Raw genomic sequence first — 15,725 nt, forward strand, 5'->3', positions numbered from 1 at the left:
TCCCTCATTAACGTTGCAGAAGTTTGCCTGACGGGTGGTTAGAACCATGCACCTGGCCATGACAGTTCATGCAGCTTTGTCCCGCATTAAAGGCGTTTGGACTGTTGGCAAATACGGGGTTAGCGGCATGGCCATCGCTGGCATGACACTGTTGACAAAGTTGCGGTGGCTTGGCGATTAACATCGCCTCGTTGACTGTGCCGTGGGGGTTATGACAGTTAGCGCAGTTATCGCTTACCGGTGCGTGCTCCCATAGTTTAGGACCACGTTTTTCGGTGTGGCAGGCATAACAGTTCTCGTTAACGCTCATCTGTTTTAAGCCTGCATCACCCAATCCACCATGGGGATTGTGGCAGTCGCTACAGACCATCTGCTGCCATTTGAGTGGGTGGCTGCTGCGCTTGTGTAAGTCGGCCTTCTGTTGGGTATGACAGCTGGTGCAGACGGCAACTTCCTGGGCCTTATCGCTAATAGGGTCATGACCTGTATGTACCTGATGACAATCACTACAGGCCACATCGGCGTTATCATGATGGTTACCGTTCCAAGCCATACGCTTGTCGTCGTTATGGCAACTCATACAGACGCTATTTTGTTTTGCAGCGGGCACAGGAGATTGGGCACCAAAGGTAATCATGGGCTCTTTGCCGCCACGGTTATGTTTGCCCATAGGGCCGTGACAGGCTTCACATTGGAGATCTGCCATGGGAGAGCCTTTTACTTGAGGATCGCCATGTACGCCATCGAAAAGGGCCATTACCTCTTGGCTTTTTCTGTGGCACATAAGGCAGCTATCGGCGCCTTTGGGAGAGTATTGTCCCTCGGCAAACTTAGTGTCGAGGATTTGCTCAACCTCTTCGGCGGGCATTTTGTCCCAAGGGGTTGCCTGAATCGACACACTGAGGAGTGGGTATAGTACGATTAGAGCCGCTAGCTTGAACGCAAGCAGCCAGTTAGATTCCTTTTTCATCATCATCCATCCAAGCACAGAAAAGTTTTTAGTTGTTATCTTTAAAGATTGCTAATTTACCAATTCTAAATAATAGGTGTGATTTGTGACGAATGTGTAACTTTTGTATCGATAATTGTTCTGTAAAAGTGATGTTTTAGAACGAATTAGCATTATATGTGATCTTGATCACGTTGTTGGGGTGAGGTAGGGACGTAGAATGCCCTTGTTGGTGAAAATGATTCTCATTTAATTATCTCGTTTTCTCATTGAGATATCTGTCACATAATATAAAATACAATTGAAAATTATTATCGTTTCCAATCATAAATATTGATCTAGATAAAGTTATTGGAAGCCTTGCTCCGTTAGAATCTGGTGTAGTTCAGATTTATCGAGACCTGAAAAGGTAGAGTTGCAATATGAAATTAAGCGAATTAAAGCCTGGCGACAGTGCAGTGATCTCCGAGGTTGGCCAAATTAGCCTGCCTGCGGTGGTGAAACGCAAGCTTTTATCTATGGGGATCACCCCCAACACCTCTTTGACATTATTACGACGTGCCCCACTTGGCTCGGGATTAGAGTTGGCCATTCGTGGCAGTAAGTTATGCATGCGTAAGGACTTGGCAGAGGTAATAGAGGTGGAGCTGGCTCATGGCTAAACAATTTCATTGTGTGACTGTTGGCAACCCAAATGCGGGTAAATCAACACTATTTAATGCCCTAACCGGAGCTAACCAACAGGTGGGTAACTGGTCAGGGGTGACGGTTGAGAAAAAGACTGGCCAATTTACGTTAAATGACACTGAGGTGTTGTTGACGGATCTTCCCGGTATTTACGATCTGTTGCCAGCAGGCAGCAGCTGCGATTGCTCTCTCGATGAGCAAATTGCCCAGCAGTATCTGGCTGAGGCGCAGATGGATGGCATCATCAACTTAGTGGATGCGACCAACATTGAGCGTCACCTATACCTGACGGTGCAGCTGCGTGAACTTGGTATCCCTATGGTGGTGGTGATCAACAAGATAGATGCGGCTAAGGCACAGGGGATCGAGGTCGATGTTACCAAGATGACCAAAGAGTTAGGCTGTCCGGTGATCGCCGTCTGTTCTCGTGATGTCAATGATATTAAGCAGGTTCAGGCCCGGGTGGTGGATCTGCTCGACGGTAAGGTCTCAGAGGCGCCATTGGTGCTGGATTACGATGTTGAGATTGAGGCGGGAATTAAAGCGCTGTTTGAGCGAGACAGCCAACTGAGTCGTGGCCGAGCCTTGGCAATGATGGGCAATGGCTTAGGCTGTGGTCAGTGTAAAAATGGCCAGATGCTTTCAGAGGTTTCTCAGTGCTCCGAGAAACTTGCGGCTCAGGGCAAAGATATCGAGATCATGGTAGCGACTACTCGTTTTGATTTCGTGCAGAAAGTATTTAACGAGTCGGTAAAAGCCGCCGATGTTCAAACCATCAGTGATCGCTTAGACAAGCTGGTATTGCATCCTGTCGCCGGGGTCCCAGTATTTCTGTTCGTAATGTATCTGATGTTCATGTTCAGTATTAATGTGGGCAGTGCTTTTATTGATTTTTTCGATATCACGGCCGGTGCCTTGTTTGTTGACCATCTCGGCGCCTTTATGAGTAACGTGGGCGTACCTGCGTGGTTAGTCACTATTGTTGCTGGTGGCGTGGGACAAGGTATTCAAACCGTTGCCACCTTTATTCCGGTGATCGCCGCGCTCTTTTTGGCACTGTCTGTCTTAGAAGGCTCGGGTTATATGGCTCGCGCAGCTTTTGTGGTGGACGGATTGATGCGCCGCATCGGTTTGCCGGGTAAGGCGTTTGTGCCTATGATTGTCGGCTTTGGTTGTTCAGTGCCTGCAATTATGGCGACCCGTACCTTAGGCAGTGAGCGTGAGCGTATCGTGACCGGTATGATGGCGCCCTTTATGTCTTGTGGTGCACGTCTGCCTGTTTACGCCCTGTTTGCAGCGGCCTTCTTCCCTGAATCGGGCCAGAACCTAGTGTTCTTGCTTTATATCATAGGTGTATTCGCGGCTATCGGTACCGGCTTACTGCTAAGGTCGACCTTACTACCCGGCAGCAGCAGCGCCGTAGTGATGGAACTGCCTAACTATGAAAAGCCTAAGTTTAAGGCGGTGATGGCCAGAACCGGTAAGCGCACCAAGAGCTTTATTCTAGGAGCGGGTAAAACCATTGTGATTGTGGTTACTCTGCTTCACTTTGTTAACTCTATCGGTGTCGATGGCAGCTTTGGACATGAAGACAGCTCTGAATCTGTGCTGAGTGTGGCGAGTCAAAAGGTGACTCCTTTCTTCTCACCTATGGGGATAGAGAAAGACAACTGGCCAGCCACTGTCGGTATCATCACAGGTATCTTTGCTAAAGAGGCGGTAGTTGGCACCTTAAACAGTCTCTATTCCACTTCGGGTGGTGACGAGGAGGCTTTAGCACCATTTTCTGAAAGCTTTAGTGAAGCCTTAGCAACGATTCCTGAGAACCTGTTTGGTATCGCCCCAGAAGATCCGCTATCTATGTCAGTAGGGGATATCGAGAGTATTGAAACTGCCTCAAGCGAGCTGGATGTGGATACCTCGACCTTCAGTGCGCTGCAGAGTGGCTTTACAGGTATTACAGCGGCATTTGCGTACTTGCTCTTCATCTTGCTTTATACGCCATGTGTGGCCGCAATGGGGGCGTTAGTGGGCGAATTTGGCTCTCGCTGGGCGACCTTTGCAGCGACTTGGACATTCGCACTTGCCTATGGCACTGCAACCGTCTTCTATCAGGTGATGACCTTTGCGGCTCACCCGTTGCAATCGGGTCTCTGGATAGCCTTCTTTGTGGTGGCCTTGGTGGTCTTTTACCTCTGGCTTAAGCGCAAAGGGCAGCGCGCCCAGACGATTATTCCTGTTATCAATGTAGTAACTGAATAAACAATTGACCCGCGTTAAGTCAGTCGTTAAAAACAGAAAAGCAGCGATTTATCGCTGCTTTTCTGTTTTTGCGCTAAATGATGTCAGTTTTTGCTATTTGGCCGTTGTAACGAAGCGAGATCTGTAGGAATATGCAGGTTTTCCCCAATTAATGTCGAGCGGCGATTGTGCGGCCGATGATTAGAGTTCGCAAAGAGGATTTCCATGAGTCATGTGGACACCGAAGTACGTCCTAGTAACTTCATTCGTAACATCATAGATGAAGATTTAGAAAGCGGTAAGCACACGAGTGTACACACGCGTTTTCCGCCTGAACCAAACGGTTATCTTCATATTGGTCATGCTAAGTCGATCTGCTTGAATTTCGGTTTAGCTAAGGACTATAAGGGGCTATGTAACTTACGTTTTGATGATACCAACCCTGAGAAAGAGGATATCGATTACGTTAACTCTATTCAGGCCGACGTCAAGTGGTTAGGTTTCCAGTGGGATGGTGAAATCCGTTACTCGTCAAACTACTTTGATCAGTTACATCAGTACGCGGTTGAGTTGATCAATAAGGGCTTGGCTTATGTATGCTTCCTTAATGGTGAGCAGACCCGTGAATATCGCGGTACCTTAAAAGAGCCGGGTAAGAACAGCCCTTATCGTGACACCTCGGTGGAAGAAAACCTTGAGCTGTTTGAGAAGATGCGCAAGGGCGAATTTAAAGAGGGTGAGTGCGCCCTGCGAGCCAAAATCGATATGGCATCGCCTTTTATGTGCATGCGCGATCCTGTGATCTATCGTATCCGTTTTGCTCACCATCATCAGACAGGTGACAAGTGGTGTATCTACCCTATGTACGATTTCACTCACTGCATCTCTGACGCGATTGAAAGTATTACCCATTCGCTCTGTACTCTGGAGTTCCAAGATAACCGTCGTCTGTATGACTGGGTATTGGATAACCTGGATGATTTCCAGGCGCCAAACCGCACTCGTCAGTATGAGTTTTCGCGCCTGAATCTGGAATACACCCTGATGTCTAAGCGTAAGCTTAACGATCTTGTGGTTCGCGGTTTAGTGTCAGGTTGGGACGACCCGCGTATGCCGACCATTGCAGGTCTACGCCGCCGTGGTTATACGCCAGCGTCTATTCGCGAGTTTTGTCGTCGTATCGGCGTGACCAAGCAAGACAACATGGTCGAAGTGGGTATGCTAGATGCGTGTATCCGTGAGGAGCTTAACGAGCACGCGCCGCGCGCCATGGCTGTGATCAATCCGGTAAAGGTGATCATCGAAAACTATCCTGAAGGCCAGGTTGAAAAGCTATCGGCACCAGCGCACCCAACCATAGAGACTATGGGGCAACGTGAGCTGGTCTTTGGCCGTGAGCTTTATATCGATGCCGACGATTTCCGTGAAGAGGCCAACAAGAAGTACAAGCGTCTTATTCAGGGCAAGGAAGTGCGTCTGCGTAATGCCTACGTGATTAAGGCTGAGCGTTGCGACAAAGATGAAGCGGGCAATGTGACCACCATCTATTGTACCTATGATGATCAAACCCTAGGTAAGAACCCGGCTGATGGTCGCAAGGTGAAAGGGGTGATCCATTGGGTTGAGGCTTCTAGCTGTGTTCCTGCTGAGTTCCGTCTGTATGACCGACTGTTTAATCAGGCAAATCCAGCTGCGGCCGAGACGGTTGATGAAGTGCTTAACCCTGAATCTCTTGTGGTTAGACACGGCTTTGTAGAGCCTGGTTTGGTGAATGCTGAAGCCGAAAAGGCATACCAGTTCGAGCGAGAAGGCTACTTCTGCGCCGACAATAAAGACTCATCACCTGAGCATCTGGTCTTTAACCTGACCGTTGCGCTGCGAGACTCTTCTAACTAAGTCTTAGGCTCAGTTTTAGTTGGGTGCTAGCTTGATGTTAACTTAGCACCCACTCGATATTAAAAAAGGCTTTAGGATCACCCTAAAGCCTTTTTTGTATTTAGCGTTAGCCTATCGTTGCTATTGATATATAGGACCTAATCCGTAGCTCCAAAGGATCACACTCGAGGCCATTAAGGCAACCAGCAATACTAAACCGGCAGTAACGACCGAGCTGGCGTAGATAAAGCCTTTCTCTTCAGGGATGTTCATGATGATGGGAACGCCCGTGTAGAGCAGATAGACAGAGTAACTTAGGCCAACTAACCCAACAATCATCACAAACCACAGAGCGGGGTAGAGTGCAGCCAGACCCACCATAAATAGCGGAGTAGCTGTATAGGCGGCTAGCTCAATGGCTTGGGTATAGGTTGGGTGTGCATCAAAGGTCTTTGCCATCCAAAAGGCCAGGTAGGCTAAGGCAAATACCCCGGCGATTAGACCGAAATACATACTGACTGACATCATCAAGGCGCTTTGCTTGGTGAGGAAGAGTGGATCGGATACCCCGAGATTCCAGCCTATCATTGTCGATGCAACATAGGTGCAAATCGCTGGTATAAGGGCAATTAACAGGACATGACTGAGACTGCTTTTGAGCGCTTCGTGATTTTGTTCAATTGTGTGCCACTCTTCTTTTGGATGAGTGTATAACCCCATTAAGTGATTCAATATCATTATAGTTATCCTTGTTCAGCTTTCATTACTGTGCTCGCCAAACTTCAGACGAACCCTAAATGCCTGTCGGTCTGCTACCAATAGACCTTAGGCTCCCAAACAGCCGCTTCAATGTGGCTGACATAGTTTATTTATTGAACATAAACTTAGACTAGTCAAGCTAACTTTCATCTGTTAGGCAGATAGGCGTGCCCAAGGATTGATTTTATGAGTAAAATAGGCGCCGTTTGTTTGTTAACCTTCAGAGTGTGTAATGCAAGCTTTATTAGCGCCGATCAAGCAGTTTTTACAATGTGAAACCCCGGATGAGTGGATCGCCGTCGCCAGCCGACCGGAGCAGTTGTCGGCGTTATTAATTGATCACTGTAATTGCGAGCTAAAGGCGGCGCAGACCGCGATGTTTCTTATTCGCAAATATGCGGTAGATAAAGATAGCGGTGAGCAGTTGCTGCAGTGGGCTAAACCCTATGAAGACTTTGTCTATAACAAACAGCGAGATATCGATGTTTTTCTTGCTCGCGACGTTAAGAAGAATGAATTACTTGGTGAGCTTAAGCCAAAGGCCGGTGTCGCCTACGGCGCGGATCTCATTGCCAAGATGGTACGCCTGATTAAAGAGGAGTTTCATCATTTTGAGCAGGTGCTTGAGATCATGCAGGCTAGAGGCATTCCTTATCAAAACCTTACCGCCGGTCGCTATGCTAAAGGTATGATGCGTGCGGTGCGCACCCATGAGCCGGCGACGCTGGTGGATAAGTTGATCGTGGGCGCCTTTATCGAGGCGCGCTCCTGTGAGCGTTTTGCTAAGTTAGCGCCTTATCTTGACGAAGGGCTGCGCAAGTTTTATGTCTCGCTGCTACGCTCTGAAGCCCGTCATTATCAAGATTATCTGGTGTTAGCTCAGGCGATATCACCTGATAATATTGAGCAGCGTGTCGCTGAGTTTGCTGCCCTTGAGGCGGAGCTTATCAGCGCCCCAGACAGCGAGTTTAAGTTTCACTCTGGCAGGCCTTGTTAATCGCTAGCTGTTTAACCGGTTGAGCAACAAAGGTTAGTTGTCAGCGAATGGCAGACGTTGCAGCACCAGCTGCTCGGCACTGACCTTTAGCACACTTCCTTGTTCATACCAGTCACCGACGACTATGCGTTGGCGATTATTGGTGAGCTGGTGGATGTTGGGTCTGTGGGTGTGACCGTGGATCATTCGCTTAGTGTCAGTCTGCTGCATTAACTGCTCGACCGCACTCTGCTCGACATCCATGATGCTGTAGCTTTTTAATTGATTACTCTGCTTACTCTTATGGCGCAGCTTATTGGCAATGGCTGTGCGCTGGGATTTGGGCAGATGATTGTAAATAAACTTGGCCCAGCCGAAATTTCTAAATCGACGAAATCGTTGGTAGGTTTTATCTAAGGTGCATAGGCTGTCACCATGGAGAATAACACTGGGTATGCCGTAAAGGTCTATACAATAGACTTCGGGTAACAGGGTCATTCCAGCGAGCTTTGCATAACGTTTACCGAGCAAGAAATCGCGATTGCCATGGACGAAATAGATAGGCGTGTGCGCCGAGAAGGCTTTTAAACGCTCGGCTAGCTCGAGAGCGAAAGGCTCTGCAATGTCGTCTCCCACCCAGACCTCAAATAGATCGCCCAGAATATAGAGGGCATCACAATGGCTGGCGTCTTGACTGAGAAAACGGTTGAATGCGGCGAGAATATCGGGGCGATCGGTACTAAGATGCAGATCGCCCACAAACAGGGTGTAATTCAAGAATTGTCTGCCCTGTGCTTACTCAGCAACGGTCACGCTTTCGATAACAACAGCTTCTAGCGGCACATCTTGATGCATGCCGCGATTGCCCGTAGCCACTGCCTTGATCTGGTTAACCACATCCATGCCTTCAACCACTTTACCGAACACGCAGTAACCCCAGCCTTGTACCGACTCAGATTTAAAGTCGAGGAAGGTGTTGTCGTTGATGTTGATGAAGAACTGTGCCGTGGCCGAGTGAGGATCTGAAGTACGTGCCATGGCAATGGTGCCTACAACATTAGATAGACCATTGTTGGCTTCGTTTTCAATGGCTTCGTTACAACGCTTTTGCGACATATCTTCGGTAAATCCGCCGCCTTGGATCATGAAACCATCGATTACGCGGTGAAAAATGGTGCCGTCATAGAAACCGTCTTTAGCGTACTTAATGAAGTTAGCTGCGGTTACAGGGGCTTTTTCGGCATCAAGTTCAATTTTGATAACACCGTGGTTGGTTTGCATTGTGATCATATGACTGTATCTCATCATGGTTACTTATTCAGATAGCGCCCGATTCTAGCCTATTAACCATGATGCATAAAGGGATGGCACGACTTTTATCATCTTTCCCTGATCCCAGCGCCTGAATATTTACCTCTTGTTAGCTGTAGAATGTGCGGCGTAACAAAAAACGCTTTAGATTCACGCTATCACGCTGGAAGACCCTGTTTTCAGGTGGTAGACTGAGCGACCCAATTGTAGTCAATAATTTGTAGAGAAAATCGATGTTGAAGCTATACAACAGTCTTACCCGCCAAAAAGAGGAATTTAAGCCATTACAGCCAGGTAAAGTCGGCATGTATGTCTGCGGGGTCACCATATATGATTTGTGTCATATTGGTCATGGACGTACGTTTGTTGCTTTCGACATGATCGTCAGATACCTGAGGTATAAAGGTTACGATGTGAACTTTCAGCGTAACATTACCGATGTCGACGATAAGATCATTAAGCGCGCCGCAGAGAATAACGAGAGCTGCGATGCACTGACTGAGCGATTAACCCAAGAGATGTATCGTGATTTCGATGCGCTCAACATGAAGCGTCCTGACTTTGAGCCGCGTGCGACTCAGCATATGCCTGAGATCATTGAGATGGTTGAACGTCTAATTGAGCGAGATCATGCCTATATTGCCGACAATGGCGACGTGCTGTTCAGTGTGGCTTCATTCCCTGAGTATGGTCGTCTATCAGGGCAGAACCTAGATCAGCTGCAGGCGGGTGCCCGCGTTGAAGTCGATGAAAACAAACGTGATCCTATGGATTTCGTGCTTTGGAAGATGTCTAAACCAGGTGAGCCAACATGGGATTCACCTTGGGGACCGGGTCGCCCTGGTTGGCATATCGAATGTTCAGCAATGAACAGTAAGCATTTGGGTGAGCATTTTGATATCCACGGCGGCGGTTCGGATCTGCAGTTCCCGCACCATGAAAATGAGATAGCACAGTCATGCTGCGCCCATGATACGCCTTATGTGAATTATTGGATGCACACCGGCATGGTGATGGTGGATAAGGAGAAGATGTCGAAGTCACTGAACAACTTCTTCACCATTCGTGATGTGCTTGCGCATTATGATGCCTCGACTGTACGTTACTTTTTGCTGTCGGGTCACTATCGCAGTCAATTGAACTATTCAGAAGATAACCTTAAGCAGGCTAAGGCGGCGCTTGAGCGACTCTATACGGCGTTAAAAGGCTTGGATCTTAGCGTCGAGGCGGCGCCAGCGACCGAATATGTGGCTAAGTTCACTGCGGCCATGGACGATGACTTTAACACTCCTGAGGCTTACTCTGTGCTGTTTGATATGGCGCGCGAGATCAACCGCCTTAAAGTGGACGATTTGGCTGCGGCTTCTGCTCTGGGTGTAAGCCTTAAGCAGCTAGGTGATGTGCTGGGCATTTTAGATCAAGATGTGGATGCCTTCTTTAAAGGTCAGGGTAGTGACGATGAGGTTGCTCAAATTGAAGCCCTAATCGCCGAGCGTAACCGTGCCCGCGCTGAAAAAGATTGGCCTGCGGCAGATGTGGCCCGTGATGGTCTGAATGCTCTTGGGGTGATCTTAGAAGATGGCCCAGAAGGCACTACATGGCGTAAAAAATAAGCTATCGGTTAGCCAGTGAGATTGCTTTAGCTGTCTTGTTGTAAAAACCACTTAATAAAAAAGCCTGCATTAACTGTGCAGGCTTTTTTGTGGGCGTTGATTGCTGGAGGTTTTACCACCCGGACCACAATCAGATTTACTGCGCTTAGTCGTGATAGTTCTCGGCCGCAAACAGGGTATTTTCCAGTAGGCTGGCAATTGTCATAGGACCTACGCCACCAGGTACTGGTGTGATATGACTAGCGTGCTCGGCGGCCACATCATATTGCACGTCGCCAACCAGTTGGCCGTTTTCTAAACGGTTGATCCCGACATCGATAACGATGGCACCGGGTTTAATCCACTCACCTGGAATAAAGTGTGGTTTACCCACAGCAACCACGACCAGATCGGCGCGGCGGACTTTATCTTCAAGGTCACGGGTAAAACGGTGACAGGTCGTCGTGGTGCAGCCGGCCAATAGCAGCTCTAATGTCATTGGGCGACCAACAATATTCGATGCGCCAACGACAACAGCATCCAGGCCGTAGGTGTCTACGCCTGTTGATTTGATTAAGGTCATGATCCCCATAGGTGTGCATGAGCGCAGCACAGGAATGCGCTGCGCCAGACGACCGACATTATAAGGATGGAAACCGTCGACATCTTTATCGGGCTGAATGCGCTCGATCACCTTCGACTCTTCGATATGATCAGGTAGTGGCAGTTGCACCAAGATGCCGTCAATCGCAGGATCTTGGTTGCACTTGTCGATCAGGGCCAATAGATCGGCCTCAGATGTTTCGATTGGCAGGTCAAAAGATTGCGATAGGAAGCCAACTTCTTCACAGGCGCGGCGCTTGCTGCCGACATAAACCTGAGAAGCCGGATCGGCGCCGACTAAAATAACGGCTAGTCCCGGTACACGCTTTCCAGCCTCTTTGCGGGCGGTTACTTTGGCACTTAGTTGCTTTCGAATGGATTGAGCAATCGCTTTGCCATCGATTATTTGTGCTGTCATGGGGGGTGGATTTCCTTAATATGGCGCGATAATAAAAAATCGGCGACATTTTAACAGGGGGGGCGGAAACTGTCATTGACTTAGGACGATAATAGACAGTTCTAATATATGGATAATGCCAGCTAAGGCGCCTATTATCATTACATTGTTAAAAAGGCTAAGCTGAAGTGTGGAAACGGGTTATTAGCGCAGATATTTGCCCGGATTGTTTAATAAAGTTTCGGATAGCTGTTTAAATAGTCATGTGCGTCGTCATTGCAAAAAAATCGTTGACGCTAATCATGTGAGGGGATAATATGCGCTCCGTTCTCAGCGACACCCAGTGAGTGTTGAGAGTGTTAGACTTTCGGTGATTAGCGCAGCCCGGTAGCGCATCTGGTTTGGGACCAGAGGGTCAGAGGTTCGAATCCTCTATCACCGACCAAATTTTTAAATAGTGTGGATACGCTATTTTGCCCTGTTAGGATATGAACCAAGTTCATAACGACGCGCCCGTAGCTCAGTTGGATAGAGCATCCGCCTTCTAAGCGGATGGCCGCAGGTTCGAATCCTGCCGGGCGTACCAAATCAGTGGTGATTGTAGCTCAGTTGGTAGAGCCCCGGATTGTGATTCCGGTTGTCGTGGGTTCAAGTCCCATCAGTCACCCCACTTCTTTTGAAGAAAATAAAAAAAGCGACCTAAGGTCGCTTTTTTTACGTCTGTAATTCGAGCTTTGAGGCTCGACTATGCAGAAAACCGTGGCTATAATGTCGCGTCTTGATAAATTTCAACTATGTGCGACGACTGCCAAACCCAGTTACCAAGGCATTTTAGTCGTTTTTTTAGATCAAGAAACGAATACCTTAATAGTTGATGATTCGGCTATTACAAAAGACGTTTGACATATTTCGAGGTAAAACAATGCAAGTTTCTGTAGAAACAACACAAGGTTTAGAGCGCCGCCTAACTATCTCTGTTCCAGCTGAGCAGATTGAAAAAGCCGTTTCTGATAGTTTGAAAAATGAAGCTAAGCGTGCACGTATTCCTGGTTTCCGTCCAGGCAAGGTACCTGTAAGCGTGATCAACAAGCGTTACGGTAAAGCGATTCGTCAAGAGATCACTGGTGAAGTGATGCAACGTAATTTCGTTGAAGCCATCATCGCAGAAAAATTGAACCCAGCGGGTGCACCAACTTTTGTTCCTGGTGAGACCGATGCCGAAAACTTCCAGTTTGTTGCAACCTTCGAAATCTACCCAGAAGTAGAACTAAAAGGTCTAGATGCAATTGAAGTTGAACAACCAACTGCTGAAGTAACCGATGCTGATGTAGATGCGATGATCGAAACTCTGCGTAAGCAACACGCAATGTTCGAAGTGGTTGAGCGTGAAGCGGCTGAAGGTGATAAAGCGAAGATTGATTTCGTGGGTTCTATCGACGGTGAAGAGTTTGAAGGCGGCAAGGCTGAAGATTTCGAACTACAACTGGGTAGCGGCCGCATGATTCCAGGCTTCGAGTCTGGCGTTGAAGGCCATAAAGCGGGTGAAACATTCGATATCGAAGTGACTTTCCCAGAAGATTACCACGCAGAAAACCTGAAGGGTAAAGTGGCTAAGTTCGCTATCACTTTGAAAGAAGTACAAGCGGCTAACCTGCCTGAAGTTAACGACGAGTTCGCTAAGTTGTTCGGTGTCGCTGAAGGTGGCCTAGAAGCCCTTAAAGTTGAGATCAGCAAGAACATGAGCCGTGAGCTTGAGCAAGCGCTTAAGGCTAACGTTAAAGATCAAGTACTAAACGGTCTGCTAGAGCAAAACGAGATCGATCTGCCTAAGGCACTGATCGACGGTGAAGTTAACGTACTTCGTCAACAAGCAATGCAGCGTTTTGGTAACCAAGCCGCTAACATGCCTGAGCTACCAGCTGATCTGTTCACAGAGCAAGCTGAGCGCCGCGTAAAAGTCGGTCTGCTACTTGGTGAAGTGATCAAAACTAACGAGCTGAAAGCGGATGATGAGCGCGTACAAGCACTGATCGCTTCTATGGCGTCTGCCTACGAAGATCCAAAGGAAGTTATTGAATATTACAATAACAACCAAGAGATGATGCAGAACATGCGCAACGTTGCGCTAGAAGAGCAAGCGGTTGAAGCTCTGCTGAAAACGGCTAAAGTGACAGAGAAAGCAGTTCAATTCGAAGAATTTATGAACAAGGCTACTGGTCGCGCGTAACCTATGCTTGACTTAAATGGCTGTTAGCCATTTATAATGGCTCGTATGAGGCTCCTCATGCGAGCCGTTTTTATTTAGGGAAGTTAATAATGCAAAATGCGCCAGAATCAGTACTGAATGCACTTGTGCCTATGGTTGTTGAACAAACTGCCAAGGGAGAACGTTCATATGATATTTATTCTCGTCTGCTAAAAGAGCGAGTGATCTTCCTCGTCGGTCAGGTCGAGGAGCATATGGCAAACCTAATCGTTGCTCAGCTACTGTTCCTTGAGTCTGAGAGCCCAGATAAAGATATCTATCTTTATATTAATTCTCCGGGTGGTTCGGTGACGGCAGGTATGGCGATTTATGATACGATGCAGTTTATTAAGCCTAACGTCAGCACAGTTTGTATTGGCCAGGCTGCCAGCATGGGCGCGTTTCTGTTAGCCGGTGGTGCTAAGGGTAAGCGTCATTGTCTACCTAACTCGCGTGTGATGATCCATCAGCCTTTGGGCGGTTTCCAAGGCCAAGCCTCTGACATTGCGATTCATGCGCAAGAGATCTTAGGTATCAAGAATAAGTTGAATCAGATGCTTGCCGATCATACTGGCCAGCCGCTGGAGGTTATCGAGCGCGATACCGATCGTGATAACTTTATGAGTGCAACCGAGGCCGAGGCCTATGGTTTAGTGGACTCAGTGCTCGATAAACGAAGCTGATATTTGTCGCTTGCTGAGCTATGATCAGTAAAAGGCTATAGAGATGAATTGTGCAGTGAGTGAAACTGCAAAAGAGGTAAACTAATGGGCGACAACAAAAGCAACGGTGATAGCGGGAAACTGCTGTACTGCTCTTTTTGTGGAAAGAGTCAGCATGAGGTTCGTAAGCTCATCGCCGGCCCTTCTGTGTATGTATGTGACGAGTGTGTAGAGCTTTGTAATGATATCATCCGTGAAGAGATTCGTGAGATATCGCCTAAGCAAGATCAAGACAGATTACCTACGCCACATGAGCTCAGAGCACATCTTGACGACTATGTGATTGGTCAGGAGAAGGCTAAGAAAGTCTTATCTGTTGCTGTATATAATCACTATAAGCGTTTAAAGAATTCCACGCCTAAAGATGGTGTCGAGTTGGGTAAGAGTAATATCTTGCTGATCGGCCCAACAGGTAGTGGTAAAACATTGCTTGCCGAGACTTTGGCTCGCTTCTTAAACGTGCCTTTTACTATGGCTGATGCCACCACTTTAACCGAAGCCGGTTACGTGGGTGAAGATGTTGAGAACATCATTCAGAAGCTATTACAAAAGTGTGATTACGATGTCGAGAAGGCACAGCGCGGTATCGTCTATATCGATGAGATCGATAAGATCAGTCGTAAGTCAGATAATCCGTCTATCACCCGTGACGTGTCCGGTGAAGGTGTACAGCAGGCATTGCTTAAACTGATTGAAGGTACTGTAGCAGCTGTGCCACCTCAAGGCGGACGTAAGCATCCTCAGCAGGAGTTCTTGCAGGTTGATACCTCTAAGATTCTGTTCATCTGTGGCGGTGCGTTCGCAGGGCTGGAGAAGGTGATTGAGCAGCGTTCTCATGTGGGAACCGGTATTGGCTTTGGCGCCGAGGTGAAGGGGGAGGCCGATAAGGCAACCATTTCCGATGTACTGATGCAGGTTGAGCCGGAAGATCTGGTCAAATACGGTCTGATCCCTGAGTTTATCGGTCGTCTGCCTGTTTTGGCGACACTGGCAGAGTTAGATGATGCGGCCCTAATTCAGATTCTGTCTGAGCCGAAGAACGCGTTGACTAAGCAGTTTGCAGCCTTGTTCGAAATGGAAGGGGTAGAGCTCGAGTTTAGAGAAGATGCCCTTAAGGCGATCGCTTTGAAGGCGATGGACCGCAAAACCGGTGCTCGTGGCCTGCGTTCAATCGTTGAAGGCATACTGCTTGATATCATGTATGACTTACCTTCGTCAGAAAATGTGGCAAAGGTGGTTATCGATGAATCCGTGGTCAAGGGGGAGTCAGATCCTATCTTGATTTACGAAACCAACGAGTCGCAAGCTGCCGTTGCTGAACAATAATTCGGCTAACACTCAGCTAAGCTATCATTAAGGAGTCCACTG

The 15,725-nt window shown here is 47.9% G+C and carries 13 protein-coding genes and 3 tRNA genes; 11 read left to right on the top strand and 5 right to left on the bottom strand.

The window, feature by feature from the left end; translation table 11 throughout:
- Nucleotides 1–7 precede the first annotated feature (7 nt).
- Nucleotides 8–970 (bottom strand): DmsE family decaheme c-type cytochrome, encoded by a 963-nt coding sequence (locus CFF01_RS06690; protein WP_408640505.1) that lies wholly within the window; start codon nucleotides 968–970, stop codon nucleotides 8–10.
- A 401-nt stretch (nucleotides 971–1,371) separates the two neighbouring features.
- Between CFF01_RS06690 and CFF01_RS06695 the strand changes: the two genes are divergently transcribed.
- The 3 genes from CFF01_RS06695 (at nucleotide 1,372) to glnS (ending at nucleotide 5,773) form a co-directional block, all read left to right on the top strand.
- The gene (locus tag CFF01_RS06695; RefSeq protein WP_011866315.1) at nucleotides 1,372–1,611 is read left to right on the top strand and encodes a FeoA family protein; all 240 of its coding nucleotides are present in this window, start codon (nucleotides 1,372–1,374) and stop codon (nucleotides 1,609–1,611) included.
- On the top strand, nucleotides 1,604–3,898 hold the full coding sequence (gene feoB / locus CFF01_RS06700; protein WP_088904292.1) for a Fe(2+) transporter permease subunit FeoB: 2,295 nt from the start codon (nucleotides 1,604–1,606) through the stop codon (nucleotides 3,896–3,898). The genes CFF01_RS06695 and feoB overlap by 8 nt, the downstream gene beginning before the upstream one ends.
- Nucleotides 3,899–4,102: 204 nt before the next feature.
- Nucleotides 4,103–5,773, top strand: coding sequence for a glutamine--tRNA ligase (gene glnS, locus CFF01_RS06705; RefSeq protein ID WP_088904293.1), 1,671 nt, complete (start codon nucleotides 4,103–4,105; stop codon nucleotides 5,771–5,773).
- A 120-nt stretch (nucleotides 5,774–5,893) separates the two neighbouring features.
- Here the strand turns inward: glnS and CFF01_RS06710 are convergent, their stop codons facing one another.
- Complete coding sequence (locus CFF01_RS06710) at nucleotides 5,894–6,490, bottom strand: Yip1 family protein (RefSeq protein ID WP_088904294.1); 597 nt, start codon at nucleotides 6,488–6,490, stop codon at nucleotides 5,894–5,896.
- A 253-nt stretch (nucleotides 6,491–6,743) separates the two neighbouring features.
- Between CFF01_RS06710 and miaE the strand changes: the two genes are divergently transcribed.
- Nucleotides 6,744–7,508, top strand: coding sequence for a tRNA isopentenyl-2-thiomethyl-A-37 hydroxylase MiaE (gene miaE / locus CFF01_RS06715; RefSeq protein WP_088904295.1), 765 nt, complete (start codon nucleotides 6,744–6,746; stop codon nucleotides 7,506–7,508).
- A 33-nt stretch (nucleotides 7,509–7,541) separates the two neighbouring features.
- Here miaE and CFF01_RS06720 read toward each other — a convergent pair whose 3' ends face one another.
- Nucleotides 7,542–8,264, bottom strand: coding sequence for a UDP-2,3-diacylglucosamine diphosphatase (locus CFF01_RS06720; protein ID WP_088904296.1), 723 nt, complete (start codon nucleotides 8,262–8,264; stop codon nucleotides 7,542–7,544).
- A gap of 18 nt (nucleotides 8,265–8,282) precedes the next feature.
- On the bottom strand, nucleotides 8,283–8,777 hold the full coding sequence (locus tag CFF01_RS06725; protein WP_033537660.1) for a peptidylprolyl isomerase: 495 nt from the start codon (nucleotides 8,775–8,777) through the stop codon (nucleotides 8,283–8,285).
- A gap of 254 nt (nucleotides 8,778–9,031) precedes the next feature.
- Here CFF01_RS06725 and cysS point away from each other — a divergent pair, with 254 nt between their 5' ends.
- On the top strand, nucleotides 9,032–10,411 hold the full coding sequence (gene cysS / locus CFF01_RS06730; protein WP_088904297.1) for a cysteine--tRNA ligase: 1,380 nt from the start codon (nucleotides 9,032–9,034) through the stop codon (nucleotides 10,409–10,411).
- A 145-nt stretch (nucleotides 10,412–10,556) separates the two neighbouring features.
- Here cysS and folD read toward each other — a convergent pair whose 3' ends face one another.
- A complete protein-coding gene (gene folD / locus CFF01_RS06735; RefSeq protein WP_033537662.1) occupies nucleotides 10,557–11,411 on the bottom strand; it encodes a bifunctional methylenetetrahydrofolate dehydrogenase/methenyltetrahydrofolate cyclohydrolase FolD in 855 nt (284 codons plus the stop codon).
- 347 nt (nucleotides 11,412–11,758) lie between these two features.
- Here folD and CFF01_RS06740 point away from each other — a divergent pair.
- The 6 genes from CFF01_RS06740 to clpX all read left to right on the top strand — a co-directional run bounded on the left by CFF01_RS06740 (nucleotide 11,759) and on the right by clpX (nucleotide 15,683).
- Nucleotides 11,759–11,835 (top strand) — tRNA-Pro (locus CFF01_RS06740).
- A 64-nt stretch (nucleotides 11,836–11,899) separates the two neighbouring features.
- Nucleotides 11,900–11,976: transfer RNA gene (locus CFF01_RS06745), tRNA-Arg, on the top strand.
- An 8-nt stretch (nucleotides 11,977–11,984) separates the two neighbouring features.
- Nucleotides 11,985–12,060 (top strand) — tRNA-His (locus CFF01_RS06750).
- 252 nt (nucleotides 12,061–12,312) lie between these two features.
- Nucleotides 12,313–13,617 (top strand): trigger factor, encoded by a 1,305-nt coding sequence (tig, locus tag CFF01_RS06755; protein ID WP_088904298.1) that lies wholly within the window; start codon nucleotides 12,313–12,315, stop codon nucleotides 13,615–13,617.
- 89 nt (nucleotides 13,618–13,706) lie between these two features.
- Nucleotides 13,707–14,318 carry an ATP-dependent Clp endopeptidase proteolytic subunit ClpP gene (gene clpP, locus CFF01_RS06760; protein ID WP_033537664.1) on the top strand — a complete coding sequence of 204 codons (612 nt, stop codon included), beginning with the start codon at nucleotides 13,707–13,709 and terminating at the stop codon, nucleotides 14,316–14,318.
- An 84-nt stretch (nucleotides 14,319–14,402) separates the two neighbouring features.
- On the top strand, nucleotides 14,403–15,683 hold the full coding sequence (clpX, locus tag CFF01_RS06765) for an ATP-dependent protease ATP-binding subunit ClpX (protein ID WP_033537665.1): 1,281 nt from the start codon (nucleotides 14,403–14,405) through the stop codon (nucleotides 15,681–15,683).
- Nucleotides 15,684–15,725 lie beyond the last annotated feature (42 nt).

The organism is Shewanella marisflavi, assembly GCF_002215585.1.
In the GTDB taxonomy this organism is placed as follows: domain Bacteria; phylum Pseudomonadota; class Gammaproteobacteria; order Enterobacterales; family Shewanellaceae; genus Shewanella; species Shewanella marisflavi.